Source organism: Sphingomonas sp. H160509 (genome assembly GCF_024124765.2).
Taxonomy (GTDB): domain Bacteria; phylum Pseudomonadota; class Alphaproteobacteria; order Sphingomonadales; family Sphingomonadaceae; genus Sphingomonas.
This window is the reverse complement of sequence record NZ_JAMXSR020000004.1, coordinates 112,238-136,914: the sequence shown is the minus strand read 5'-3', so window position 1 is coordinate 136,914 and position 24,677 is coordinate 112,238. Positions and strand designations below refer to the sequence as shown.

The following is a 24,677-nucleotide window of genomic DNA, read 5'->3' as shown; positions in this document are numbered from 1 at the left end:
CTGCGGTCGAATCGGCTCGTCATGCGGGTTTCCAGCATTTCAGCATCGCCATTGCCCGGGTCGGGTCGCACTTGGCGGCGAGCGGCAATGATACGGTAGTATAATGGAAGCGTTGGGTTCCATCCGTAAGATGTCGCGAAAGCTGTTGCGCCTAGGTTCTAGCGATGAATGGTAGCGAGTGTGCAAGAAGTTGAGGGCGGCATCTTCGCAGGCGGCGGGCCCGTGCTGAACCGTCGAGGAAATGCGACCTCGTCCATTTGCCGGCACGGTGCTGCAAAGTTCCCCGGCGCGCATCTCTCTCTATCGTCGGGCGGGCGGGGATGGTCCGGAATCTCAGCCGAGACCAGGTCACATCCTGCGGGCGAACTGCCGCCGTTCACCCCCTGAGAACATGGAAGTCACCATGTCCCTGCGGTGTGCGGCGGGCGGCAAGGTGGGGCGGCGGGGTAGTGGCAGCTGGCAGGAGACAATCGCCCGTCCTGGCACTCTCTGGCTTTGCCCCATCGGGATCCACGAAGACTCCATACGCATGACCAGTAACATCCCCGAGGTCTTCCACCTCTACCTTTCCCGGCAACAGTTCGACACTTTGTCGCGTGAAGAATGGGACCGGCCTTTCTCGCCCGAGGCAATCCACTATCTTGCAGGGATCGAGGATGACCTGATCCGGCAGCTATGCAATTCGATACTCAGCGAGCTGCGGGAGGAAACTTCCGGCGGGAAGCTCCTCGTCGAGACTATGTCTTTGGCACTGTGCGCTCATCTCGCCCACTCCTACTCGGGACAGCCCCGCAAGCGCGCCGCCACCGGCACGAAGCCCGATGGCCTCGATGGCGCAAGGTTGCAGCGGGTCCTCGACTACGTCCGGGACAACCCGGATGGCGACCTTAGCGTCGCCGACCTGGCCTCGGTCGCTTGCCTGAGCCGATACCATTTCGCCCGCGCTTTCCAGAAAGCGGTCGGCTTGCCGCCGCATCGCTACGTAAGCGAGCAGCGGCTGGTCCTTGCCCGCAGGCTCCTCGCCGAGTCCTCCGAACCCCTGGCGCAAGTCGCGCTCACCTGCCGGTTTTCGTCACAGGCAAATTTCACCAAAGCGTTTCACCGGGCGGCCGGTATCTCCCCCGGGCAATACAGGGTTGCCGCGCAGCCTCTATCGGTAGTGCAGGGTAGCTGAGGCGCAAAAATCCCGCACCGACCACGCTGGAGTGGCCACGGCGATTCCGGCCGGATGTCTCCGCGCGCTCGGGAGGGGGGAGCGCGCGGAGACGCTGCTTGAGCGCCTATTAGGGCCCGTCCGCAGCAACCGGCGTAAGTCTCCGTCGCCCATGTGCCGGGACCGAGGAAACCTGTTGGCCGCGGATTTACCATAGCCGGCCGCCCGTCGTCCGGCTTGCATCATGCACGGTCCCTTTGGACGTTCGTATCAGCATACGCTTCATCGTGCGCGTTCATCACAAAGTGGTACGGGCTGGGGCCCCGTGGGAACGAACATGATGGGATTGGACAAAAGGCGATCGCCGACGGTGTCGGTGGTGAGCGTCAAGGGTGCACCGGCTTGAGCCACTGACAGGCGCGGCCTAGAACCTGGTGATGTCATCCGTGAGAGCGGCCGACACGTATCACGGCTCGCCTTCACCACGGGTGGCCTGCCAGCCTGCCGATCGGAGACCGACATGCCGCATCTGCCCGACTTCGAGGCCTGGGCCATCTTCGCGAAAGTCGCCGAGCGTGGATCGTTCAGCCACGCAGCCGAGGAGCTTGGTCTCGCGAAGACGACGGTATCGAAGGCCGTGACACGACTGGAGGAAAGGATGCGCACGACGCTCCTTCACCGCACGACTCGCAAGCTCTCCCTGACGGAGAGCGGACGACAATCGCTCGAGCGCGCGACGCGGATCTTGGCCGACGGCGCCTCCGTGGAGGCCGAGATGCTCGAGGAAGCGGCGATCCCGCGCGGGCTCATCCGCATAGGATGCACGACCGCGTTCGGAATCGACAAGTTGGCCGCAGTGCTGCCGGGGTTCATGCAGCGATACCCGGAGATCGAGATCGACCTTGAACTTACCGACAGGCGGATCGACCTCGTCTCGGACAGCTTCGATTTCGTGCTAAGGGTCGGTCCAGTTGCCGACTCGACAATGCGCATCAGCCGTCTGTTCGCCTTCAGGGTACCTGTCGTGGCGTCTCCGGGCTATTTCGCGAAGCACGGGGTTCCGACGCATCCAACCGAGCTAGCGAACCTGCCCGCACTCGTATTCACCCACATTGCCGGTGCCGATGCCTGGCACTTCACTCATCCGGAGCACGGCGAGGTGACCGTGCACGTGGACGGCCCCGTTCACATGAACAACGGAGTCGCAGCGGTGCCAGCGCTCGTCGCCGGTCTGGGGATCACCGCACTGCCCGAGGCATACGTCTGGCAGGAGCTTCAAGATGGCCGCCTCACGGAGGTGTTGAAGGACTGGCCCGTGACGCCGGCGGCAGTGAACGTCATCTCACCGCCCGGGCGTGCTCGGCCGGCGCGCGTTCGGGTTCTGCTTGAGCACCTGCGGCAGCACTTCTCTTCTCAGCCTTGGGCACACGGCATCGAGACTTGAGACGGTGTTGAGTTGCTAACGACAGCCGTTCGAACGTCCATTTCGGCATCGCGCTTGGTTGACCAGCTAGGTGCAGCGACGTGGCGCCGCCCCGTTCCATGGTCGTCGTGACCCGAAGAACGGCCGGCAACGACGATGTCCTAGGTCCCACTGTCCTCGGGAGGCGCGGAAGTCCTGGCACTGTGCTGGGGCTGAGCTGGTGTCATCGGGCCAGACAACGCCGCCACTGCCCGGGGCTGGTTCCCACTTGGCGGGTGAACGCGCGCGTAAAGTGGCTCTGATCCGCGAACCCACAGCTTAGTGCCACCGTCGCTAGGGCCACATCGCGGCTGGCCATCATCTCCTTGGCGGCTTCAAGGCGTCGCTTGACCAGCCAGGTATGTGGCGGCTCGCCGACAGTGTTCCGGAACGCCCTAGAGAAATGACTGGTCGACAGGCCGCACTCACGCGCGACCGCGGAAAGCTCTACATCTGTTTCGAGCCCGGCGAGCATACGCTCCTGCGCACGTTGGGCCTGCCAAGGCGCGAGCCCACCCTTGCGGATCCTTTCCACCGGTTCGAGGCCGCCGTAGCGGATGGCGACATGCGTCAGCAACGCCAGCGCGAGGCTCGTGAGGAAGAGCCGGCTCGACGGTGTCGCCGCATCCATGTCAGATAGCATGGCCGCGCCGATCGCGGCCACGCAGTCGTCCTGCAGCGGCTCCCCAACCAATCCAAGTGCAGTGATGCGGGTCGCGTTGGCGTCATCCGAGATCGCGTCTAACGCGGACTGCGTGAACTGCAGCGCGAGGCAACCGGTGTTCGACATGCTTACGGAGGTTGCGCCCGGATCGACTTCCACGATAGTGCACTGTCCAGGCTGCATTTGCGTGGCATGCTCCTCGCCAATCACCGCCACCGCGGTCCGGAGGACCAGCAAGTACGCGCGATCGTGGGTATCGCCATGCGCCGATGTCCGGAGATGACCTCCAACGGCGATGATCACTTTGGCCTTATCGAGGATGTCGACGCGCGCCACCTTGGACGACGAGAAGCCGACATCGAACGGAATGATGGAATTAAAATACATCGCTGATACTCCCCAACTGTTGGCGACGATCATTGCGCGCGTCCGGCGGGTCGTCTTTTCCTGCGTTGCGCTTCACTTTTTCCTATCTTGCTGAATCGCTTCGATCCCGTGGGATCCGCTAAGCCAATTCAACGCACCGTCTGTTCTTCTGGCAGGAATTGCGCCGTCGGACTGGATGAGCGAATTTCATAGATCGTCGTCGCCTCGACCTTGTCCGGTCGGGGATCGAAATGCGTCGAGCAAACCTAGCGCGTGTTCTAAGTACCCGTGTCCCAGCAGCGTCCTTTGCGCGGGAGCCGCCGCCGGCCATGTCTTCTTCGCCGTGCTGCCTCTATGCGAGCTGAAGTCGGACCGGGACGTTCCCCTGCGTCGCCCGACTGTACGGACATGTGGCGTGCGCTTCGAGCATTAGTGCTTTTGCGAGGTCGTCGTCGGTCCCTGGAAGATCGACTGCGATGGAGATCGTCAGCCCTACGCCTTCAGCTCCCTCGCTCTCCATCAGTCCAACCGTGACGGTGACGTTGGAATCGCCGGCGATGTATGTCCTAGCCTGCACGGCCGCACGCTTGATCGCATCAAGGAAGCAGGCGGCGTAACCGGCCGCGAAGAGCTGCTCTGGATTGTTTCCCGGGCGTCCGTCACCGCCCAGGTCCTTGGGAGTGGCGAAGCCGATGCGAAATGACCCGTCGGCGGTCGCGGCTGAACCCTCGCGGCCCCCAATCGCGGTGGCCTCCGCTCTGTAGAGGATCTTCATTGTCTCGTCCTCGTGGTCGCGGCAGTATCGACTGATCACGTCACTGCGGTGATTCCGGTTTACGCTTCCTCCGGCCAGCCGATTAGAACCAATGCTGCACCTGTCATGTGCAGCTGCAGTGGATACCGCCTGGCTTTGCCATTCCGGTAAGACCGGCCGTCAACTGCGGAGACGGATCATGCAAGGAAGCTCGACGGGGGCCGAATGGCCGGGATTGATACTCCAGTTCGTGTCGCGGATGGACCCGCAGCTTGGGTTCGCGCTCGAACTTATGTTGATGGCGGCGTTGCTCCTCTTCGCGCCGCGGCCTGTTGTCTACTCCAGACAACTAGCGCCGAACCGTAGGGAAGTGGGCTGAAGCTGTTCAGATATCATCCGACTTCGCGACAGGCTGACCGTTCCTCCTCCCTCGACCAGGTCACAGGCGCGCCAGCCGCGCCGCTGCGCTCAATGGCATTCCTTGGCGTTTCTTTATTGCTCAATGATGGACCGCTCGGAGCTGCAAGCTGATCGGCGTCAATCGATGGCGTCTTTTTTGATGTCCTGGTGACAGCCAGCGCCGGGCGATGGACGGAATGTCGAATTTATAAGTCGGGCGGGGGCGAACGTCCTGAGCGCAGACGCCGTATTAGATGGCCGAAGCCGGCAAAATGCACCGCGAAGCGACAAGATGAACCGCTCGCGTGGGTTCATCCGTAATCTTCCTCCTCGGAGACCGTCAATGCTGAAACTCATCGCGACCCTGGCCTCCGCGGCAGTGATCGCCGGCTCGTCCCCTCCGACCGAAACCGTCGTTCCTGCCTTTAGCCAGGCCATACCCAACGTCCCCGGCAAGACGCTCCTCGCGGCCGTCGTGGACTACCCCCGGGCGGAGCGTCCCCTGCCCACCGGCATGCGCCGTCCGCTTTCATCTTCGCCTACGTGCTTGAAGGCGCGGTTCGTAGCTCAGTGAACGGCTCGCCGGTCAGGATCTATCGGGCCGGCGAGAGCTGGTCAGAGCCGCCCGGCGCGCACCACTCGGTCAGCGCCAACGTCAGCGCGACCAAGCACGCCAAGCTCCTGGCGGTCTTCGTCCCTAGAACTCAAACGCCAAGGACCTCGTCATACCCGATGCGGCCCACAACTCCCACTGATCGGCAGCACAACTAAATGGAGATCCCGAATGCCTAGCAACTTGGAAGTGCCAATTCTCATCGGAAGCTTACGGAAAGATGGCTTTAGTGCGCGTCTCGCTAACGCCCTGATCAATGCGGCTCCGCAACGCCTCTCGCTCGCTACGGTGGCGATCGGGAAGCTTCCGCTGTTCAACCAGGACGACGAGTACGCGCCGCCGGAGGAGCATGTACAGTTCCGCGCCAGACTGGAACGGTCACAGGCCGTTCTTATCGTGACGCCCGAGTATAACCGCTCGATCCCCGGCGCCTTGAAGAACGCCCTCGACATCGCATCACGGCCCTATGGCCAGAGCGTGCTGGCAGGTAAGCCGGTTGCAATCGCGAGCCAATCACCCGGCGCGATGGGAGGCATGGCGGCCAACCACGCCCTCCGCCTCGCCGCGATGTCGATGGGCATGCCCGTCATGCCGCAGCCGGAGGTCTACTTGGCCAACGCGGAACGGAGCTTCGCTGCAGACGGGACGCTGAGCGAGGCCGCTCCTGCGGCGCTCCTTACCGACTTCATGGAAGCGTTCGCAGTTTGGGCAAGCCGCTTCGTCGCCGCCGATTGAGGATACGCACGATGGACACCCACGCTAGCGCAGAACCCGACAACACCGATCTTTTCGGCGACCTATGCATCGCAGGCGCGTGGCGGCCGGGATCGCCCTCGATCCGGTGATCGCGAGCACGGGGGTCTCCGGGCACCTCTGATCAACGATCTACCTGGTCACGGGGGGCTGGATCCAAGCGCTCTCGGAAACAGACTAATGCGTGCGCCGCGACTAATCACGGACTGCGCCAACGGTATGAATGGATGCGACAGGCGGGTCGACCGCAGAGCTTCAAGGGCACCGGCAATGGCATATCTCGATCTGGATTGCAGTGCCTTCGAGGCGAGCGCGTCAGGCCCTTCGCTTTGCCCTGACCCTCCGAGCGACGTCCCCCGCCGCAAGGCGGACGAGAGGGCGCTCCACCGCCAGGTTATCGAACTCTCCCTCCGAGATGGGTTGGAATCCGTTGGGACGCCCACCCGAGTTCAAAGGGTGGCCGCCGCGCTCTTCGGGTTTTCACGCCAGAACCAGTTAGCGGACAGGCGTCTCGAGGCGCTGCGGCGGTTCGCGGTCCTCTATAGGCTGCGAGGCGCCGAACTGTCCGTTGCGGAGAAGCAGCGCATGCTCGCGATTGGTTTCACCGACCAGGCCGTATCCCGCTTCAGCCGTCACATCGATCGATCCGTCCGCGGTGGCTCGCAAGGTCTGCGTCGCATAGCGCCAACGCTGTCAGCCGTGGCGATGCTCGTAGCGGTCGCCGCGCTTACGGCGTGGCTCTGCGCCCCGCTCGACGAGCCGCTGATCGCGTTGATGTTCGCGGGGCTCGTCGTAGTCACACTCGTGGCCCTGCTTGGCGGCTCGATCAACAACATCCCACGTCAATGAAGGAGATTTAGCATGTTCGAGCAGGGTTCAGCAGATGGCGTCTCGACAGAAGTCCGTACGATGAAGGCGATGCGGGTGCATGAGTTCGGTGGCCCCGACGCCATACGTGAAGAGGATCTTCCAATTCCTACCCCGGGTGCCGACGAGGTCCTGGTAAAGGTACATGCCGCGGGCGTCGGGCCGTGGGATGGTTGGATCCGATCCGGCAAGAGCGTTTTACCGCAGCCGCTTCCTCTGACGCTCGGCTCCGGATGTCTCTGGAGAGATAGCCTCCCTCGGTGACGCCTCCTCCGGGTTTCGGCAAGGTGACGAGGTCTACGGCGTTACGAACAAGCGTTTCACAGACGGCTATGCCGAGTACGCTCTGTGCAAGGCGGGCATGATCTCTGCGAAGCCCACGGCGCTATCGCATGTGGAAGCCGCATCGGCACCGGTCATCGCGGTGACGGCATGGCAAGCGCTCTTCAATCACGGCGGCGCACAGAAGGGGCAGAGCGTCCTTGTACATGGTGCCGCCGGCAACGTCGGCCGGTTCGCTGTCCAGCTCGCCAAGGCCGCCGGGCTTCGGGTGGTGGCCACGGCGCTACGCGACGAGCGGGCGGAGCTGACGAGGCTCGGTGCGGACATCGTCCTCATCGGCGGTGCGCTTGGCGACGAGAAGGTCGATCTCGCTGTCGACCTCGTTGGGGGCGAAGGTCAGATTAGCCTGTTCGAGGCGATCAAGTCCGGCGGACGTCTGGTATCCGCCGTGGCGGAGCCCGATCGAGCGCAGGCGGATGCCAGGGGAGTGCAGGCCGGCTTCATGCTCGTGGACGTCCGTTCGGAGACGCTCGCGGAGCTCACGGCGATGTTCGACAATGGGGCGCTCGTGACCCAAGTGGGGACGGTCCTCCCGCTCGGTGACGCCGTTATCGCGCACCGGATGCTAGAGGGCGAGGAACCGCACAAGGCGGGCAAGATCGTCTTGACGATGGGTGCCCGGTAGACGCCGAGCCCATCTCGCGAGCGCCAGAGCCGATTGACTGGGACCGCATCAGGAACTCGGGGAGGCTTGCCTCTCCGGGTGTTCCGCATGGGCGGCATCGAGTATTAAAATTCCAGGCTCCAGACTCAATCGGGCTTGCCCGCGCTATAGGTTAGAGCGTTGATGAGATTGCCAAAGGGATCGCGGATTTAGAAGCGGCGGATCCCCCCAGGTTCCCACTGCGGTCCAATTTCAATATTTAAGCCTGCTACCTTGGCACGGCTAAGCGCTTCGTCGAAATCGTCCAACTCGATTGATAAATTGGGGGGCTGAAGTGCCCGAGCCCCCTTCGCTCCTGATGCTGATCTTAGGCGTGAACACGACAGGTGAAGCGGCGAAGTTCATGATCCAGCCGTGTTTCGTAACAACTTCGAGGCCAAGAACTCCGCCATAGAAGGCGCACGCGGCGTCAGGCTGGGTAGCCGCGATGTTCAGATTTATGCGTTTGACCGCCATTCCATCCTCTTCAGGAACCCTGTCTCCATTCCGATCAAAGCCAAAAGGAAACGGCCGCTGCGAGGGCTACGCCGGAGAGGACGTTTGCGGCGAGCTTGTCGTCACGGTTGGCGACACGGCGGAAGTGCTTGAGCCGGCAAGAGGAGGATCTTAGGCGCCGCCTCCTTGGGTCAGGCCGCGACGAGGCGGTCCACCGGGTGCTGGACATAATAACACCGATCAGCTGATCGAAGAGCTGCGCTCGGCCGTCCCGATCCACCCCGCCGTCTCCGAGTTGATTCCGACCCTGCTGGTCGGCTTGGCGCCGCCGGCCGGCGGTGCCGTGAAGGTTGCGGTCGAGCGCTGAGACGAGGCTCGCTGTTCGCCGCGCAACCGCCGCGCCCGCGTCGCGTCTGCAGCACCGAGACACCGCGGGCGGTCCGACGACGCGTCGACGGAACGCGGAACTGCATCGATCCAACAAGACCGGCTCGATCTGGACAAGACCGTCGGCGCCTATCCGGTCAGAGCGGGAGCGACAGACTCCACCCATTATGCGTCCGCCATCACCAGTCAGTTGATCGCGCGCCGGCTAATCCTTGGTCGGGGGGCGGGGTAACAGGATCGCGCACGGCCGGTTCGCGGATCGCGCAGGGGGACTTCGAGCAATGGCGGGCAACGCAGCAAATTCTCCGCCACTCGCCGCCCTGGCGACCGCGAGCTACGGCGCCATCCTTGGCTCGGTCTTCCCAGTCATGACCGTCATGACCATCGCGGACGTCTCGGGCGGCCTGTCCGTCCCGATTGACTCCGCGGCTCTCGTCAACACCATGCAGAACGTCGGCAGCGTGGTCGGCATCCTCGCTGCGCCTGCGTTCGCGGCCGGCATCGGACGCGGGCGCACCATGGCGCTCGCGGGAGGCGGTTTCGTCCTGGCTTCCGTGGCCTGTGCCTGCGCGCCGTCGCTCCCCTGGATGCTCGTTGCCCGCTTCGCCCATGGCGCGTTCGGCGGCGTGCTGCCCCTGATGTTCATGCTGCTCGTGATGACGAGCCTGAAGCCAGGCTCGGGACGGTTCGAGGGAATGGCGCTATTCGCGACATCGACCTCGCTGTTTTTCGGCATCGCGGCGCTGCTCGGCGGCTTCCTCGTCGACCAGTTGGGATGGCGGTCGCTGTTCTGGGTCCAGGCGATCGCCGCGCTACCCTACACCATCGCAGCGCTCTCCGTCCTGAGGACGGAACGTGGGGACCCGCTCGCATTCCGGAAAGCAGACTGGGCCGACCACGCGCTGCTCTCCGTAGGCATCGGCGCGATACTGTTCGCGCTCTCGGAGGGTGAGAGGCACTTTTGGAGCGAAGCGTGGTGGGTTCCGGGCCTGATCCTGGGAGGAGCGATCTGCGTTTCCTTCGCCGTCGCAGGTATGGCCCGCGCGGCGCGACCGCTCCTAATGCTCTCTGTGTTCCGCCGGCCGACGTTTAGCCTGGCGATAGTCCTTTCGCTCGTATTCCGATCTCGGCTCGCTCTTCGCGATCTTCATCGTGCCGCAGTATCTAGGGCGGCTCCAGAGCCTGCGGCCGGCGGAGTTCGGGAGACTGCTGACGGTCATGCCGCCTTGGACGGCGCTCGGGCTCGTCGCGGCGTATCTCGTCGCTAGGCGATACGACACCCGCATCGTGCTCTCCGCAGGCTTGGCGTGCTTCGCGCTTGCCTCCCTCCTTTGCAGCGACCTTTCGGCGGACTGGGCGATCGACCAGCTGCGGACCGCGGCCGCGGTCGCGGGGGTAGGGATGGGCGTATTCTCCGTGGGGGTGCTCCGCTTCGCCGTCTTCGGCGCGACGATGCAGGATGGTCCGACGGTGGGGGTAGTCTTCAACCTCGCGCGCGTTCTCGGAATCGTCACTGGTCTCGCGATGCTCTCCCACCTGCTCGTCGAGCGGGAGAAGTTCCACTCCGCGTCTCTGGTCGAGAGCTTGGCCGCGACCGATCCGACCACCGCGCAGCGTCTCGCGACCACAGCCGGCGCCTTTGGGCGGTTCTCCGCCGACACTGTCGCGGCACAATCGGCCGCCACGACCGCGTTGGGACGCGCCGCCTCGGGTCAGGCATTCGCCCTCGCGTTCGCCGACACCTTCATCGTCACGGCCATCGTGCTCGCGCTCGGAGCCGTCCTCGTCTGGGCCCTGCCCAGCATCCCATCCGAGATCGCGCCCCGACCGGATCCTAGAAGGAGCATCGTATGAACGCGCAATCCGATATCCAGCAGCCGGTGGACGAGCGGGGCGAACAGCAGCCCCGCCGCTGGGGCGCGGCTAGGAGGGTCGCCGTGGCGTTCCTCGTGGCGGGCGTCGCGACCGCAGCCGTAGCCGCGCTCTACGACACCACCCCTGGGTCCTCCGGCTTCATCAGCACCGACAACGCCTTCCTGAAGGGCGATGTCACCTTTATCTCGCCGAAGGTTCCCGGCTACATCACGGCCGTCGAAACGGAGAACGACCAACTGGTAAAGGCCGGGCAGGTCCTCGTGCACATCGACCCAACTGATTACCGCTCAGCAGTGGCGGATGCGGAAGCGGCGGTCGCGCAGCAGCACGCGGCGCTCCGCCAGATTGCGGCGCAGCGCGCTCTCCAGGCGGCCCAGATAGAGGTGGCCGACTCGAGCGTTGTCGCGGCCCGTGCCACGCAGTTAAAGACGGGTGCCGACTTCGCACGCTCGGACGCCCTGGTCGGTGAGGGGCGCCATCAGCCGTCAGCTCTTCGAGGCGTCGCGCGCCGAAAACGTTCGCGCTGTGTCGGGTGTCGCGCAGAGCCGGGCGCAGGCGACCTTCGCGCGCAGGCAGATCGGCGTCCTCGACGCGCAGACTCTCGCCGTCGGCGCGCAGCTGCAGAGCGCCGAGGCCAAGCTGCTCCGCGCGCGCGCCGATCTCGGCAGGACCGCCATCGTCGCGCCGCGCGAGGGCAGGGTGGCAGCGCGCAACGTGCGGCTCGGCGAGTTCGTGAACACCGGGACCCGGCTGCTGGCGATCACCCCGACAAAGGGCTTGTGGGTGGAGGCGAACCTGCGCGAGACGCAGCTTCCACGCGTGCGCCCGGGTGACCGGGTCGAGGTGGCCGTCGACGCGGTGCCGGAGACCAGCTTCTGCGGGGTGGTAGAGGGAACCCAGGGCGCCAGCGGTTCCGAGTTCGCGGTCATCCCTCCGGACAACGCGACCGGTAATTTCACCAAGATCGCGCGGCGCTTTACGGTGCGCATACTGCTGGATCGGGACCAGCCGTCTAGCGAGCGGCTAGCGACCGGAATGTCTGCGACGCCACGGATCGCCTTGGGGAGCCATGCCGACGGCAGGTCACACGGCGGCATGCTCTCGTGGATCCAGGGTGGATCGTTCAAGTGCGGCGTCCGGTCGTGAGCCGGCTGCCCACACTCCTACTGATGCCGTGCCTCTTGCTGAGCGGCTGCCTGTCGCCGCCCCATCTTGGCCCCGCCCCAGTACCAAAGGCAGCCCAGGCGTACTTGAGCAGCCAAAGCCTCGCAGCACCTGTCGCCGACTGGCCCACGGATAGCTGGTGGCTCGCCTATGGCGACGGCCAGCTCGACGCGTTGATCGAGGAAGGCCTGAAGGACTCGCCGTCGGTCGCGCAGGCTAGCGCGCGCCTGCGCCGCGCCGAGGCCGCGGTAGGTGCGGCCGGAGCGCCCCTGCTCCCGAGCGTTAACGCGGATGCGTCGGTCACGATTACGAAGCCAAGCAGCGAGGACGGCATTCCGGTTACCCCGCAGCGGGACGGCTACCGCGGCTACGGTCGCGCGACTGTCGGGTTCAGCTGGGAATTGGATTTCTGGGGCAAGAACCGGGCTACGCTTGCAGCGGCTCGCTCGGATGCCGCGGCGGCGACCGCGGACGCCGCCGCGGCGAGGTTGATAGTCTCCGCGTCGATCGCGGCGGCCTATGCAGACTTGGTCCGCCTCTACGCGGACCGCGACGTGCTCCAGAGCACGCTTGATCTTCGCAGTGAGAGCCTGCGGATAGTCAGGGCGCGCACGGAGCACGGCTTCGATTCCGAATCTGACCTGGCCCAAGCAGAGGCCGGCCCGCCTGCGGCGCGCGCGGATCTTGCCGTAGCCGACGAGTCCATCGGCATCGCGCGCAACCGCATCGCGGCTCTGCTGGGTGCCGGTCCAGACCGGGGACTGGCCATCGAACGTCCCGTCAAGCCGTCGCTACGCAGCTTCGGTCTGCCCGCTGCGCTTGCCGCCGACTTGCTGGGACGCCGGCCGGACGTGGTTGCGGCACGCTGGCGTGTCGAGGCGGCCGGACGTAGGATAAAGGTGGCTCGCGCCCAGTTCTACCCGAGCGTAAATCTCCTGGCCTTCATCGGCTTCGACGCGCTGGGTCTCGGCAACCTCCTGAACGCGGGCGCCGACGTTGGCGGGGCGGGGCCGGCGCTCAGCCTACCCATCTTCGATGGCGGCCGGCGGCGCGCGAACTACAGCGGGGCACGTGCCGAGTTCGATGCGGCGGTCGCCACCTATGACGATGCGGTCGTGCAGGGGCTGCGCGAGGTCGCGGACGTAGTGCAAGGTGAGCGTCACCTTGCCGATGCGAGAGCGGGTGCTCAAGGCGCCGTCGTCGCCACCGAGCGCGCCTACCGGCTAGCTCAGTTGCGCTACCGAATGGGCGCGGCCGACTACCAGTCCGTGCTGCTGATCGAGGACCGGCTGCTCACCCGCCGCCGGGTACTGGCGGGCTTCGAGTCACGGGCCTTTCTCCTCGACGTCGCGCTCGTCCGTTCACTTGGCGGCGGCGTTCCGTTGCGATCGCTTGGTGCGTCACTCGGTGACGGAATCAGCCAAGCGCTGCCGGTCGGGGGCAAGCGCGCCGTCGTGCCAACGCCTACAACGACGCCCTGACCTTTTGAGGAGCTCGCGTGCGATGACGATCGTTTTCCTGTCCTTGCTGATCGGTCTGGTCGCGGGGCTGCGTGCGATGACCGCGCCGACCCTGGCCAGCTGGGCCGCCTATGCTGGTGTGCTCCCGGTGGCGGGAACGTGGCTGGGCTTCATGGCCAGCCCGTGGACCGTAGGCATCCTCTCTTTGCTGGCGCTGGCCGAGTTCATCACGGATTTGCTGCCCTCGACTCCGAGCAGAACGGTGCCCGTTCAACTCTCCGGCCGCCTGGTCACCGGGTCACTCGCAGGAGCCACGGTCGGCGCGAGTTCGGGAATGATTCTCGTAGGGTGCCTGTGCAGCTTGGTCGGCGCGGCGCTCGGCACCTACGGCGGCGCGCTTGCGCGTGAATGGCTTGCCCGGTCCTTCAGGAGCGATCCTCCGGCCGCAGTGCTGGAGGACGCGATCGCGGTCCTGCTTGGCCTCTGCGCGGCGGGCCTGCTCTGATCCGTCTGATGCCAACGCGCAGCCGATGTTCGGCGTAGCACTTCGCTTACTAGCCGACCGCGTAAACGGCACGTGATGATGTCTTTCGAGAAAACGTGGCGCGATGGCGCCCGAGCATGAAGAGGGAGGTGAAACATGATCAATCAGGGACAGGGCGGCTCGAGTGGCGCTTCACCGGCTGCAGAGGGACTCGTCCCGGCACATTCCCGGTGGCGCTTTCCGCGACGCCTCGACGCCCTACCGCTCGTCGCCTTTGTTCACCGCGGAGACTCTGCCCCAGGCGCTGCAACGGGAGCATCGCACGAAACGCGGTGTCTGGGGCGTGATCCGGATCTTAGAAGGGTCGCTCCGCTACTGCAGGGAGGACGGAACCTCGCGCGTTCTCGACCCTGGCATGCCGGGCCTCATCCATCCAGACGAGCCGCACCATGTTGAGGTGATCGGCCCTGTTTCTATGCAGGTCGAGTTCTACGATCACCAGCCTGTCGGAGTGACGTGAGGTATTGGTCGTCTCGATCCTCGGTGCTGCGTGTCGATGGGCGACGAGCGTCCGGACCTGCCCGATCGGGATCTGAACCGTAGGACGGTCACATCGATATCTATCCCCTTGGACCCAGACATCAGGGGATTGAGAAACTTCATCGGATCGCAGCGCGGATGAAGGCGGCAGGATTGAGCGGACTGGCGATACGGCGTGGTTCTCAATTCTGGACACGGAATGGCCCGCTCAATGATCACGCCTTGCGGGGTGGTACAATAACGGCAACCTCGACGCGACCGGCAAAGCCAGACGATCGTTGTCGGAAATCACACGATAGTCGCCACACAAGGTTAGCGACGGCGTTATAAAACGATCGATAGGCTGCCGTACGAAAACACCTGCTTGTCGCGCAGTCGTAATTTAGAAAGGGTTTTCCACATATTTGACTGCTGGGCGGCGATAATGGGGAGAGCGGACGTTCCGCAACAGCGCAGCAGATCTAGAATCCGCTACTTTAGAGGGCTTCCAATTGTTCCTAATGTTGCGGCATGTGCGAAGAACCACTCTTTCCCCACCTACGAAAGGTTTTGCCATTTGGCTGTCTTACGGTCGGGCTTCTTGCGTCTGGCATTGGCGGTATTGTACTGGTGGATAACGTGTTGGGTGCGTGCGATCGCTCAACCGGTTGTCCTGAAACGCATACTGTGGCCAGTCTAGGGTAGGCGCTATTAATCACTTTATTATTCGCCGCGCCAATATCGCTGGTCTGCGGGCTTTTGAGGAAGCTGGTTTACCCTTCGGCTGGCGCATTTATGACCAACTTCCTATTAATGTTCGTGGTGGTTCTTACCGTGCCGCTCTGCTTCAGCCCTGCCGTCGATCTTCTATTCAGGATCGAATTTTAAAAATTGAAACGATCACCGCCACATTGCAAAAGATGTCGTTTCGCTTACACTTTTGCCAACCAAAGATCCCTTGCTGGCAGAAGTGGAAAACAGAACGCCCCGCTGCGGAGGGGCAACGGGGCGCTTTATACACCATCAGAACTAAAGGGGGGAAAGCCTGACGGTAATAACGATAACAGAACGTGTTGAAGTCTGTTCCGCGTATCATGACTAAAACGCCCTGCCGATCCACAGAGCATTGCGAGCCTTCACCGCCATTCCCCCCGAAAGGGCAGGACGCTTCTAGCAGCTATAGAAACCGCCCTGCTTATGGTCCGTTCCCAGAACCCGGCGGTAAATCGGTCGTATCTGAGGCAGACAGAGCCTCTATTTTGCTCGATATCCACGTGCCGACCAATGTCAAATCAAAGCATCCGCAAGCCCAAGGGCTTGCTCCATCTTCGGCTTCAAAAGCTGATTTGGTTGTTGGTCGGGGTTTTGCATACCTCACGAATAGGAGGCCATATTCGCGTCGTCTCCAGTACAATTATACCCTATGACTCTGATATTTGCATTGCCGCTTGTAATCTGTTTACCGCGACCCGCCTTTAAAAAGACCTTGAGTTTTAAGAATGACCAGCGAAAAAGGCGTTTACTATAGGTAATTATTAATTCTCGGTGCCAATTTGTTTTCCTAGGGGGCAGGTTCCAGATGAGCGACGAAGTTCGGTTGCACCGCGCCGCGGCTCGCTCTCGAGCTATGGTTCGCAAAAAAGCGCTTCTCAGTCCATGATGACCGGTCGACGGCTGAAAGTTTCGACGCCATTGGGCAATGTTCTGAGCAATACGCGTACTTAGTCGAGTTTGGACCCATTATCCCCTGGATGGCGCTCCCAAACGGTACCATCGTGAATGTGGGTCCGCACGGGCTTGAAAAGCTCGGGTTTGCTCCGCACGAGCTATTGCGCGCAGATTGGCGCAGCGCCGTCCATGCTGATGATCATGAGGCTCTCCAACGAGCCTGGCGGACGGCGAACGTGGGCGACTGTGCTCTGGACATCGAATGTCGCATCCGGCTGGCCAATGGCCATTACCGCTGGTTCCACCTCCGCGCCACAGCGCTAAGGGGGCGACGCGGCCGGATCCTAAGATGGTGCGGCACGGCCGAGGATTGCGACGAGAGACGTTGTGCAACGGACAGGTTGCGTGCGAGCGAGGAACGCTACCGCCTCGCCACCAAGGCGACGGACGACGTGGTTTGGGACTGGGACTTCGGTACGGGTCTGTTGACTTGGAGCGAGGCAATGTTCAGCCAACTCGGCCATCCCATCAGCCCCGAAAAAAATCATGGAGATTGGTGGAAAGCGCAGATCCATCCCGACGACCGAGCCCGAGTCTCTGCCAGCATCGAGAAGTTAATTAACGCTGGTTCCGGCGAGCGATGGCGGGAAAGCTATCGTTTCCAATGCGGTGATGGGCGGTATGCCGATATCGTCGACTGCGGGTTCCTGGTGACAGATGAGAACGGCAAAGCCACCCGTATGGTGGGAGCGATGATGGACTTCACCGAACGCAACCGTGCCGCGGCTGCGCTTCATCTGAGCGAGGAGCGATACCGCTATACAATTGAGCTGGGCGAGCAGATCGCCTGGACCGCTTTACGCGATGGCACGTTAAACGAGGTCGGGTCGGCATGGACGCGCCTGACCGGGCGCCCACCTAAGGAAGCGTTAGGAACACGGTTTTTTCGCGCCGTCCACGTTGACGACGTAATGCGGCTTCGGAGCAACTGGGAGCATAGTGTCGCAACTGGCCAGCCGCTCAACTGTATTTATCGCCTCATGCTACACGACGGATCGTTCAGATGGATACGATCGCGCGGCGCTCCTTTGCGCGATGACGCCGGCGCTGTTCTGCGCTGGTACGGCACGACTGAAGACGTCCACGAACAGCGCCTGGCGGAGTTGGAAGTAGCGTGGCGCGCCAGCCATGACGTACTGACCGAGCTTGCCAACCGAGCCACGTTCCAGAAATGCCTCGAGGCTGCGTTGCAGCACACTGCCGCGCACGGCGGTGCGACAGCGGTGATCGTCTTTGACATCGACCGGTTCAAGTTGATCAATGATCGATACGGTCACGCTGCTGGCGACGCCGTGCTGCGCTGGATCGCTGGGAGATTGAGGGCCCTTCGATTTGGCACGCCAGCGCGGCTAGGCGGCGACGAGTTTGCCGTACTGCTCCAGGACGCTGATCAGGTCGGGGTCGAACAGAAGGCACATGACGTATTCTTTGCCTTGTACGGCATAGTAGACGTGGACGATATCGCGATTGAATGCCAAGTGAGTGCCGGGCTGGCAATTTACCCATTCCATGGCCCGACCGGTGAGGAGCTACTTCGGAGCGCTGACCTCGCGCTGTATGACGCGAAAGCTAGTGGTCGCAATTCCTTGCACCATTTCAGGCCCGAGATGCGCGCCGAGCTTGTGCGCCACGTTTCGATGCTCGCGGTAGGCCGTGAGGCTCTCAGCGCCGAGCTGATCAAACCCTTCTATCAACCCAAAATAGACCTTGTCACAGGTAATGTGGTGGGTTTCGAAGCGCTGCTGCGCTGGGACCATCCCACCCAGGGCATACAAACGCCTGACACACTGGCGGCCGCCTTCGATGATCGCGATCTCGGCCGCCAGATCAGTGCGTCCATGCACCGCCAAGTGATCGACGACATGCGACATTGGCTGCAGTCCGGGACCGGGTTCGGTCATGTCTCACTGAACGCATCCGGTGTAGATCTGTGCCGTCCGGGCTTCGCCCAAGAGCTACTTGGGCGCCTGGCCGCCGCGGGTGTACCTGCTTCCATGGTGGAGATCGAAATAGTCGAGTCAGTGTTTCTCGGCCGAGACCTCGATATCGTGGAGGAGGCCTTGGCCACGTTAAGCCAGGCGGGCATTTCTCTTTCCCTTGACGATTTTGGCACCGGCTACGCGTCGCTGTCGCACCTCCAACGATTTCCGGTGTCGGTCCTAAAAATCGATCGGTCGTTCGTTGTGCCGTTATTAGCGGACTTGAGCGACGCACCGATAGTGAACGCCGTAATTGGCCTCGCAAAAAGTTTTAGAATGAAAACCGTGGCTGAGGGCATCGAGACGGCAGAACAAGCGCTTTTGCTGCGCAGCGCAGGCTGCAATTTTGGCCAAGGCTTCCTTTTCAGCGCTGCACGGCCCGCGGCTGACGTTCCCGAACTCACACGATGGCGTTTTTTACAACACTGATCGGTGTAGTAGTACCTGATTGCGGAGCGGTCGGTTGAAAGAGTTTGCTCCTCGAATCAGCCGTCAACCTTGGTACGGGGTGGGCCCGGGCTACTCACGACGGGAAGTCATATAGGCGTCCGTAGCGGGAAGCGACGGCACTTCCCAACCGCAGAAAGCCATGAGTCTAAAACGCTGCGGCGGGGGGCTTGTCCACCGGCATACACCGTCAACTGAGCCGCAGCTTCAGTCTACAGGGGCGACTCTTTTTTGCCGGATGCCCAGCCGTAAACCCAGGCGCGCCTTAGATTTGGAGCGAGCCATTCATCGTAGGGGCAGTCGTCAAAACTGCCCTCAGCCGTGCGACTGCTGACCAACCCTGCCTCGAAGCTTCGCTCCGTCATGCGCTCGATGCCTTGCATGGCGGAGCGTCATAGCTTGAACCCCGGCGCACGCGCAAACCTTCGTTAGGTTTGTAAAAATTGGTGCCCAAAGTAGTCAGTGCCGCACTATTGGAAGGGCCGGCTCCCTGTTTCGAGGAAGCCAGCCCCGTAAAATTATTCCACTGCGGCCTCTTCGGCCTTGCGCTTGCGCGGAGCCGGCTTGGCGTCTGCCATAGCTATATTCGTCTGGCCGGGCTTGCGACCCAGCCCGATGCTCTTAGCCATGGTACGGCGCGCTTCCGAATAGGTAGGAGCGACCATGGGGTAATCAGCCTTCAGGCCATAACGCTCGCGATACTCCATTGGCGTCATGCCATTAGTCGCGAGATGACGACGCAGCGTCTTGTACGGCTTGCCATCGATCATGCTGATGATGTGATCGGGACTGGCAAGCGACTTACGAGCCGTCACGGCCGGGGTGTATTCTTGAGCAGGTGCCTCGGGCTCAGCAGCCGTAGCGTTTCCGCCGACCAGCACCGAAACAGTTTGATACATTTTGTTCAAGAAGGCTGGAACATCGTCAGCATTGGTACGCGTATTGGGGTTAGCCAGCCAGGCGATCGTCAACTCGATGGCGAGTTCAACGGGGGTTAAGGTCGAGGGTAGTGTCAGACATAAAACGCCTCCAATTCAGAAGGCGCATCTAGGTACTTGATTGGTATCTGACAATCTCAGATTGTGCGAAATTAGCTAACTCGGGTCGACGCATAAAACGAACCCGGAAAGTCGCTCATGACCGCTATTTGAGACGTTGGCCGCGTTTACTCCGGCGCTTAAGCTGAATGCAGAAGCTGTTTTCGTAAGTTAATTTAGCCGGGCAGCAGTCCCAGCATTACCATGCTAGTAGTTCAAGAAGAGCTTCGGTCCCTAAGGGCCCCTCCAGTAATAAAATTACCCGCCATTCTGAAAGTTGATGATTAGTAATATTATTCAGTATCTTTTACCGCCACGTTGGTAGTTCGATATCGGTGATGAATGATCCCCCGCATACTCCCATCTCGGATGACGCCATCGGGGGTATCGTCTAGCCAATGTATCATAAGTGCGACCTTACCGCGCACGCTTTCAACACCTGCGCAATAGGGATATCGAGCCAATTCCGAGACAGTAATATGAAGTTGAGCTGCGATATACTCGCGCTCTCGTCGTGCAGAGTCTTCAAAAGAGGGCATGACTAAAAACTCCCCTAGGAGCGATAGCTGGTACGCCGATAACTGAACCGAATCGGGTCATAGCATAAATATTTTCAATACATTGCATCTATTGACAGACTGAATCGTGCTGTTCCTTACAAACCAATGTCCAAGCGTTTTCAGAGCCGAAATGACGCTTTTTGTGTGGGGATCGGGCCGAGCGATTTTGGCAACGCGGGTCGGCAGTCGCCAGCGGTAGGCGACTTCGTTGGTCGCGCCCAAATTGTCTATGCGAGGCAAAATCCCGCAACCGCCAGTTCACTCAGCATGGCAGGCGCTTACCGTGCCAATCCATAATGCGCTCCCGTCATATGGACCTCCAGGGGGCCAAGTCGTAGGCCTGTCGTCAGCAGACCTAGCTTAATACACCCGACAGGTACGTTTCGCTGAGACTGGCGGCAGAGATGTTGATGGAGCATGGCGAGCAAGCGATGGACCAGATGCTGTACAACTCGCTGACGCCGATGGAGCGGAATTGCCTGCGGCTTGCCCACCATGAGTGCAAAGCCGAGGAAATCGCTCACCAGCTCGGCATAAAGCCATCCACGGTGAACTCGCACGTCTTCTCCGCACGCAAGAAGCTCGGGGGCATCTCACGATTGTCCGCCGCAGACCAGCTACGACGGTTTGAATCGATAAGTGCCGGCGCGGGTACCGTAACGGTAGAGCGCAATCTGGCAGGAGCCGAGCAGGGCTCGCCCAAGGATTTCGTCCCCCCATATCCGATGTCTAGACAGTCGATGCCAATAGCCAATCGGCCCTTTCCCACCGCAGAGTTGCCGCACCCCGCCGAGGTTCGGGAACAGCGATCCACTTTCGTTTTTGATGACGAACGGCTCTCTGCTTCCGGTGGGCAGGACCAGGATTCAGACGTCGCGTTGCGGCGGCTTGCCCTGATCCTCGCGATTGCTGTTTTGGCTGCACTCGTCGTGATCGCCGCTCCGGCGATTTACGACTCTTCCGCGCAGCGCATCGCAAACAGCCTCGAACGGCCCCACGAGTAAGCCCCGGACACACGCCGCGGGCTTGGAGAATGTCATGCCCCGCGTCTCAATCGAACACGTTCAAAACACGAAGAAGGCGGTAATCACTGCCGAGCGCTCCACGAATCGAGGGATCACCGACACACTGAGCTGCCTGATCGCTATGCAGGGCGAGCGAACCGACGCTCGCGTCTTCATGGACAAGGGATCGATCGAGGCGATGCAACTGATGGCCGATAGTCTGAACTTTCAGCTACTTTCTCAGTCAAAGATCGCAGAAGCACACCAGGTAATGACCGAATTAATAAGCGTTTTCGATGTACCTGGCTTTGGACCCAGCACCTGCGTGCCCAACACCCCTGGCAGCAGGATATCCGCACTAGAACCACAAGTTCCTGCTGCTGCCGATTGACGCTTTGCGAGGTCTATGATGGGTCGCCCACATGGACCTCTACGTCATGAGTTTCTGGGCTATCCTAATTGTGCTCTCGGTTCTCGCTTGGCGTGGCCGAGGTCGTGCACTGGGGATAGTCGGTTATCTCAGACAGCCTGAGCTAGCGGTCGCGGCACTCTGCTGGACTGCGGCATTAGCGACGGTGGTTCTTGGATCATCATCAGCAACTCGCTTTTACAGTCTCGAGCGCTCCTTGCTGGTGATCGACTGTGGCCTGCTAGCAGGACTGGCGATCATTGGCGTGCGGAGCGGAAAAGGATGGGTCCTGTGCGCAGCTGCACTACATCTTCTTTCGACGACGGCTCATGTTGCCCGTCTGACTACCCCCGGCATGTGGCGGCTTGGCTACCAGGTGATGGAGGAAGCTTCGAGCTATCCGGTGCTTCTTCTCCTCGCTCTGGGCATCTGGAGCCGCCATCGCGCGGTGAGGAGCGCCGGGCGATCGAGGAACTCATCAAAGGATCCGCGTCAAAAATACTAGATCCGGCATCTACCGCGCGTGCTCTTTTGATCGAGTTCGGCTCGTTGGCTTCCGTCCTTGCTGGTTCGTCCGCGCGTTTGCGGCGTGTCGGCGCTGATGATGCAATCATCAACGCCGTAAGCTGGTGTCGGTCAGCAGTCGCTCTTTCACTCCGAGGCACAGCGGCCGACCGGCCAATCATAGGCACATCGTCTGCGCTTCTCACCTATCTCAAATTTCAAATGGGGTTCGAGACGAGGGAACGGGTCAGGGCGCTTTACCTAAACCCTAGGAATGAGTTGCTGGCGGATGAAGAGATGGCAGTGGGAACAGTAAATTCCGCCCCCCTTTTACAATCGAGAGATTGTCGGACGTGCAATTGAGCTCGGTGCCACCTCCATCATCGTCGCGCATAACCATCCCAGTGGAGATCCAAGCCCTAGCGAGGATGACATCAAGTGCACGCGGCGGCTTTCCGATCTCTGCGATCAACTTGATATAGTCCTCATAGACCATGTCATCGTCGGCCGTAAAAAAGCTATTAGTCTGCGCACAGCAGGGAAACTGTAACCATGGAATCACCTGAAAACGGATCGAAGCATCTCGTCAGGTTCAATAAGACAGAGGCTGTGGTCAGCCATCGGGACTCTGAGCTTCAGCGCATCACAATTGATGCATATACTAATATGAAAAGTCCTATTACGTTTATCTCGTTAATAAGCGGAGATAATCAAAGGCTTGTAACCTCTATTGGTCTAAACGATGATGAACATGCGCATTTTAGTTTGATCTGCAAACGAGTCATACTACAACTTGGCGATCCGCTAGTTATCCTAGATACCCATAAAGATAAGACATATTCAAGATTCTCTGCTGTGTCAGCTCCACCATTCGTTCGATTCTATATAGGCATTTCTCTGGTCGATCGCGCCGGTTACGGTCTGGGTACATTATGTATAGCAGACACCATTGCTCATAAAGAGGCGCCGGACCTGACAACGCTCAAGCAACTCGCACGTGAAGCCGAGCGGATCATTACCAACTGGTAAAGCAGGCTGTATCCTTATGCCAGAGACCAACCTTTACCTCATCGGCGGTTTGTCGCGAATATCCTGACTTTTGGATGTCGCGTATGTCGCCGCTTCTGAGACAACGACATGGCTGAACGTGATGAAAAGTAGACAGCCTAGTTCCGACGTATCGTCTTGATTAGAGCCAGCGTGCCTGGGTCCTTAGTTCGATACGTCAACGCTGCTTCGGCTTGCTTACGCGCTCCGGCCGTGTCGCCAGCCGCCAGCAACGCCGCGGCCAAGTCGCGGCGTACGGGATAATACCAAGCGGGCGGGTCGGTCATTAGCGAGAACTCCACACCCTCCTGCAGCTCGGCTGCCTGCTGGAACGCGATAATCGCATCGGGCGTGCGATGTTCGAGCATCGCGGCGCGTCCGGTCAGGACGTTGCGGGCAATAAGCGTAAGCTGCTGAGCCTGACGCGAGCCGTCGTCGTCGCTCAACTTGCCCGTCGTACCCTGGATGGCCGCGGCCTCGACGCGGACGCCAGCAGCATCACCCTTACGCGCCAGAGCCTCGCCGCGGGCATAATGCCAAGCGGCGATCAGCGTGAGCAGCTTGGGCTGCGGCAACGCCAGGATCTCCGCCGGCTCAGAAAACCGCGCCATCGCGAAATAACCGCTAGCGGCGATCACCTGGCTGAACGGGCTAGCTTTCGGGCGGACCTGCGAGACCTCGACGAGCGGGCGCCCTAATGCCAGTGCCGTCTTTGCGTCGCCTGCTTCTAGTGCACCACCCAGCCCATAGGTCACGTTGTGGACGTGATAAGGCAGACCCCAAACGCCGGCGGGGGGCGGCAATCCAAGCACGCGCGCATTTTCGACGCCAATCGCCACCGCGCGGGTATTGGCGTTAGCCGCGTCCTGATAGCGCCCGACCCAGTAGAAGGTATGGCTTGGCATATGGATCAGGTGACTGGCCTTAGGCGCAAGCCCGGCGAGTTTGTCCGCATACCGCTCTGCCAGCACCGGCACGCCGGCGGCCTCGGTCGCGTGAATGTAGAAGTGGATCGCCGGCGTGTCGTCGGGGTTGCGCTTCAGCACGCCTTCGAGGAGCGGCATCGCAAGCTCGGCGTTTATTTTCCAATCGTCGGGTGTTTTCGCCTCAGTCATCAGCCAGGCGTCAGCCGCCATCACCGCGATCTCGTTGTCGGCCGGATAGCGTGCCGCGAGCGTCGCCATTGTCTTGGCAAAAGCAAGATCCCCCGGCTTGCTCCCGCCACCATCGTTGTACCGTAGCTGGAGCGCGTGGATCAGTGCCTTCTCGCGGTCGGTGCTCGCGGTCTTTGCCAGCATGCCGGCCTTGACAGCCATCTCGGCAAGCGGCGCAATCTCCTCGGCGGTCTTACCGTAGTTTATCGTCGGGCCTGACGCCCAAGCTTGGCCCCACAGACACATGGCGCAGGCTGGATCTAGCCGGACCGCCTCGGCCATTGCAGCGATCGCAGCAGTATGGGCGAAAGCATGGGCAAGCTGCATCCCATTGGTGAAGAACGCCTGCGCCTGCGGCACTTTGGTGGTGATCGTGAAGCCGCCATTGCCATAACCCGGCATGATCTGAGGCGTTTTAGGCGCAGCCATGTCGCCATGGTTCATCCC

General features: G+C 61.4%; 22 protein-coding genes and 2 pseudogenes. 19 read left to right on the top strand and 5 right to left on the bottom strand.

The genetic code is table 11. From position 1 onward, the window contains the following. The first annotated feature begins 529 nt into the window (after window positions 1-529). Both NHF48_RS23815 and NHF48_RS23810 read left to right on the top strand, forming a co-directional pair. Window positions 530-1,174, top strand: a complete 645-nt coding sequence (locus tag NHF48_RS23815) for a helix-turn-helix domain-containing protein (protein WP_253072757.1) — start codon at window positions 530-532, stop codon at window positions 1,172-1,174. A gap of 499 nt (window positions 1,175-1,673) precedes the next feature. Continuing rightward, window positions 1,674-2,597: a LysR family transcriptional regulator gene (locus NHF48_RS23810; RefSeq protein WP_253072756.1), complete on the top strand. Its 924-nt coding sequence runs from the start codon at window positions 1,674-1,676 to the stop codon at window positions 2,595-2,597. Window positions 2,598-2,799: 202 nt separating this feature from the next. Here NHF48_RS23810 and NHF48_RS23805 read toward each other — a convergent pair whose 3' ends face one another. Beyond that, a complete protein-coding gene (locus tag NHF48_RS23805) occupies window positions 2,800-3,699 on the bottom strand; it encodes a helix-turn-helix domain-containing protein (RefSeq protein ID WP_253072755.1) in 900 nt (299 codons plus the stop codon). 298 nt (window positions 3,700-3,997) lie between these two features. Continuing rightward, the gene (locus NHF48_RS23800; protein ID WP_253072754.1) at window positions 3,998-4,420 is read right to left on the bottom strand and encodes an Ohr family peroxiredoxin; all 423 of its coding nucleotides are present in this window, start codon (window positions 4,418-4,420) and stop codon (window positions 3,998-4,000) included. Between the two features lie 909 nt (window positions 4,421-5,329). On the opposite strand from NHF48_RS23800, the gene NHF48_RS26410 reads away from it, so the two are divergent. From NHF48_RS26410 to NHF48_RS23785, 4 genes are all read left to right on the top strand, one after another. After that, window positions 5,330-5,569 carry a cupin domain-containing protein gene (locus NHF48_RS26410; RefSeq protein ID WP_446741249.1) on the top strand — a complete coding sequence of 80 codons (240 nt, stop codon included), beginning with the start codon at window positions 5,330-5,332 and terminating at the stop codon, window positions 5,567-5,569. A gap of 31 nt (window positions 5,570-5,600) precedes the next feature. Beyond that, a complete protein-coding gene (locus tag NHF48_RS23795) occupies window positions 5,601-6,146 on the top strand; it encodes an NADPH-dependent FMN reductase (protein WP_263817170.1) in 546 nt (181 codons plus the stop codon). 474 nt (window positions 6,147-6,620) lie between these two features. Beyond that, window positions 6,621-7,013, top strand: a complete 393-nt coding sequence (locus NHF48_RS23790; RefSeq protein WP_253072752.1) for a hypothetical protein — start codon at window positions 6,621-6,623, stop codon at window positions 7,011-7,013. Between the two features lie 379 nt (window positions 7,014-7,392). Continuing rightward, a complete protein-coding gene (locus NHF48_RS23785; protein ID WP_263817163.1) occupies window positions 7,393-7,998 on the top strand; it encodes an NADP-dependent oxidoreductase in 606 nt (201 codons plus the stop codon). A 529-nt stretch (window positions 7,999-8,527) separates the two neighbouring features. On the opposite strand, the pseudogene NHF48_RS23780 reads toward NHF48_RS23785, so the two are convergent. Continuing rightward, window positions 8,528-8,632 (bottom strand): annotated as a pseudogene (locus tag NHF48_RS23780) (IS5/IS1182 family transposase); the annotation flags it as partial. A gap of 508 nt (window positions 8,633-9,140) precedes the next feature. On the opposite strand from NHF48_RS23780, the gene NHF48_RS23775 reads away from it, so the two are divergent. The 8 genes and pseudogenes from NHF48_RS23775 (at window position 9,141) to NHF48_RS23745 (ending at window position 18,497) form a co-directional block, all read left to right on the top strand. Continuing rightward, a complete protein-coding gene (locus NHF48_RS23775) occupies window positions 9,141-10,127 on the top strand; it encodes an MFS transporter (RefSeq protein ID WP_253072751.1) in 987 nt (328 codons plus the stop codon). Then, on the top strand, window positions 10,078-10,713 hold the full coding sequence (locus NHF48_RS23770) for a hypothetical protein (protein WP_253072750.1): 636 nt from the start codon (window positions 10,078-10,080) through the stop codon (window positions 10,711-10,713). The genes NHF48_RS23775 and NHF48_RS23770 overlap by 50 nt, the downstream gene beginning before the upstream one ends. Before the next feature lie 486 nt (window positions 10,714-11,199). Further along, the gene (locus tag NHF48_RS23765; protein ID WP_253072749.1) at window positions 11,200-11,880 is read left to right on the top strand and encodes an HlyD family secretion protein; all 681 of its coding nucleotides are present in this window, start codon (window positions 11,200-11,202) and stop codon (window positions 11,878-11,880) included. A 23-nt stretch (window positions 11,881-11,903) separates the two neighbouring features. Then, window positions 11,904-13,379 (top strand): efflux transporter outer membrane subunit, encoded by a 1,476-nt coding sequence (locus NHF48_RS23760; RefSeq protein WP_253072748.1) that lies wholly within the window; start codon window positions 11,904-11,906, stop codon window positions 13,377-13,379. Between the two features lie 22 nt (window positions 13,380-13,401). After that, window positions 13,402-13,863: a DUF4126 domain-containing protein gene (locus NHF48_RS23755; RefSeq protein WP_253072842.1), complete on the top strand. Its 462-nt coding sequence runs from the start codon at window positions 13,402-13,404 to the stop codon at window positions 13,861-13,863. Window positions 13,864-14,026: 163 nt separating this feature from the next. Continuing rightward, window positions 14,027-14,362 carry a DUF1971 domain-containing protein gene (locus NHF48_RS23750; protein ID WP_342454790.1) on the top strand — a complete coding sequence of 112 codons (336 nt, stop codon included), beginning with the start codon at window positions 14,027-14,029 and terminating at the stop codon, window positions 14,360-14,362. A 1,690-nt stretch (window positions 14,363-16,052) separates the two neighbouring features. Next, window positions 16,053-16,415: pseudogene (locus tag NHF48_RS26405) on the top strand (PAS domain-containing protein); the annotation flags it as partial. A 15-nt stretch (window positions 16,416-16,430) separates the two neighbouring features. Next, window positions 16,431-18,497 carry a putative bifunctional diguanylate cyclase/phosphodiesterase gene (locus NHF48_RS23745; protein WP_253072747.1) on the top strand — a complete coding sequence of 689 codons (2,067 nt, stop codon included), beginning with the start codon at window positions 16,431-16,433 and terminating at the stop codon, window positions 18,495-18,497. A gap of 536 nt (window positions 18,498-19,033) precedes the next feature. Here NHF48_RS23745 and NHF48_RS23740 read toward each other — a convergent pair. Then, window positions 19,034-19,486, bottom strand: a complete 453-nt coding sequence (locus NHF48_RS23740; protein WP_253072746.1) for a MucR family transcriptional regulator — start codon at window positions 19,484-19,486, stop codon at window positions 19,034-19,036. A gap of 1,057 nt (window positions 19,487-20,543) precedes the next feature. Here NHF48_RS23740 and NHF48_RS23735 point away from each other — a divergent pair. From NHF48_RS23735 to NHF48_RS23725, 5 genes are all read left to right on the top strand, one after another. Continuing rightward, window positions 20,544-21,116 (top strand): helix-turn-helix domain-containing protein, encoded by a 573-nt coding sequence (locus tag NHF48_RS23735; RefSeq protein WP_263817159.1) that lies wholly within the window; start codon window positions 20,544-20,546, stop codon window positions 21,114-21,116. 34 nt (window positions 21,117-21,150) lie between these two features. Further along, a complete protein-coding gene (locus NHF48_RS23730) occupies window positions 21,151-21,507 on the top strand; it encodes a hypothetical protein (protein WP_253072744.1) in 357 nt (118 codons plus the stop codon). A 300-nt stretch (window positions 21,508-21,807) separates the two neighbouring features. After that, window positions 21,808-22,392 carry a JAB domain-containing protein gene (locus tag NHF48_RS26400; protein WP_446741247.1) on the top strand — a complete coding sequence of 195 codons (585 nt, stop codon included), beginning with the start codon at window positions 21,808-21,810 and terminating at the stop codon, window positions 22,390-22,392. Then, a complete protein-coding gene (locus NHF48_RS26395) occupies window positions 22,346-22,579 on the top strand; it encodes a JAB domain-containing protein (RefSeq protein WP_446741248.1) in 234 nt (77 codons plus the stop codon). The genes NHF48_RS26400 and NHF48_RS26395 overlap by 47 nt, the downstream gene beginning before the upstream one ends. Before the next feature lie 2 nt (window positions 22,580-22,581). Next, window positions 22,582-23,058, top strand: a complete 477-nt coding sequence (locus NHF48_RS23725) for a GAF domain-containing protein (protein WP_253072742.1) — start codon at window positions 22,582-22,584, stop codon at window positions 23,056-23,058. Between the two features lie 137 nt (window positions 23,059-23,195). On the opposite strand, the gene NHF48_RS23720 is transcribed toward NHF48_RS23725, so the two are convergent. Continuing rightward, window positions 23,196-24,632 (bottom strand): hypothetical protein, encoded by a 1,437-nt coding sequence (locus NHF48_RS23720; RefSeq protein WP_263817156.1) that lies wholly within the window; start codon window positions 24,630-24,632, stop codon window positions 23,196-23,198. Window positions 24,633-24,677: the final 45 nt, after the last annotated feature.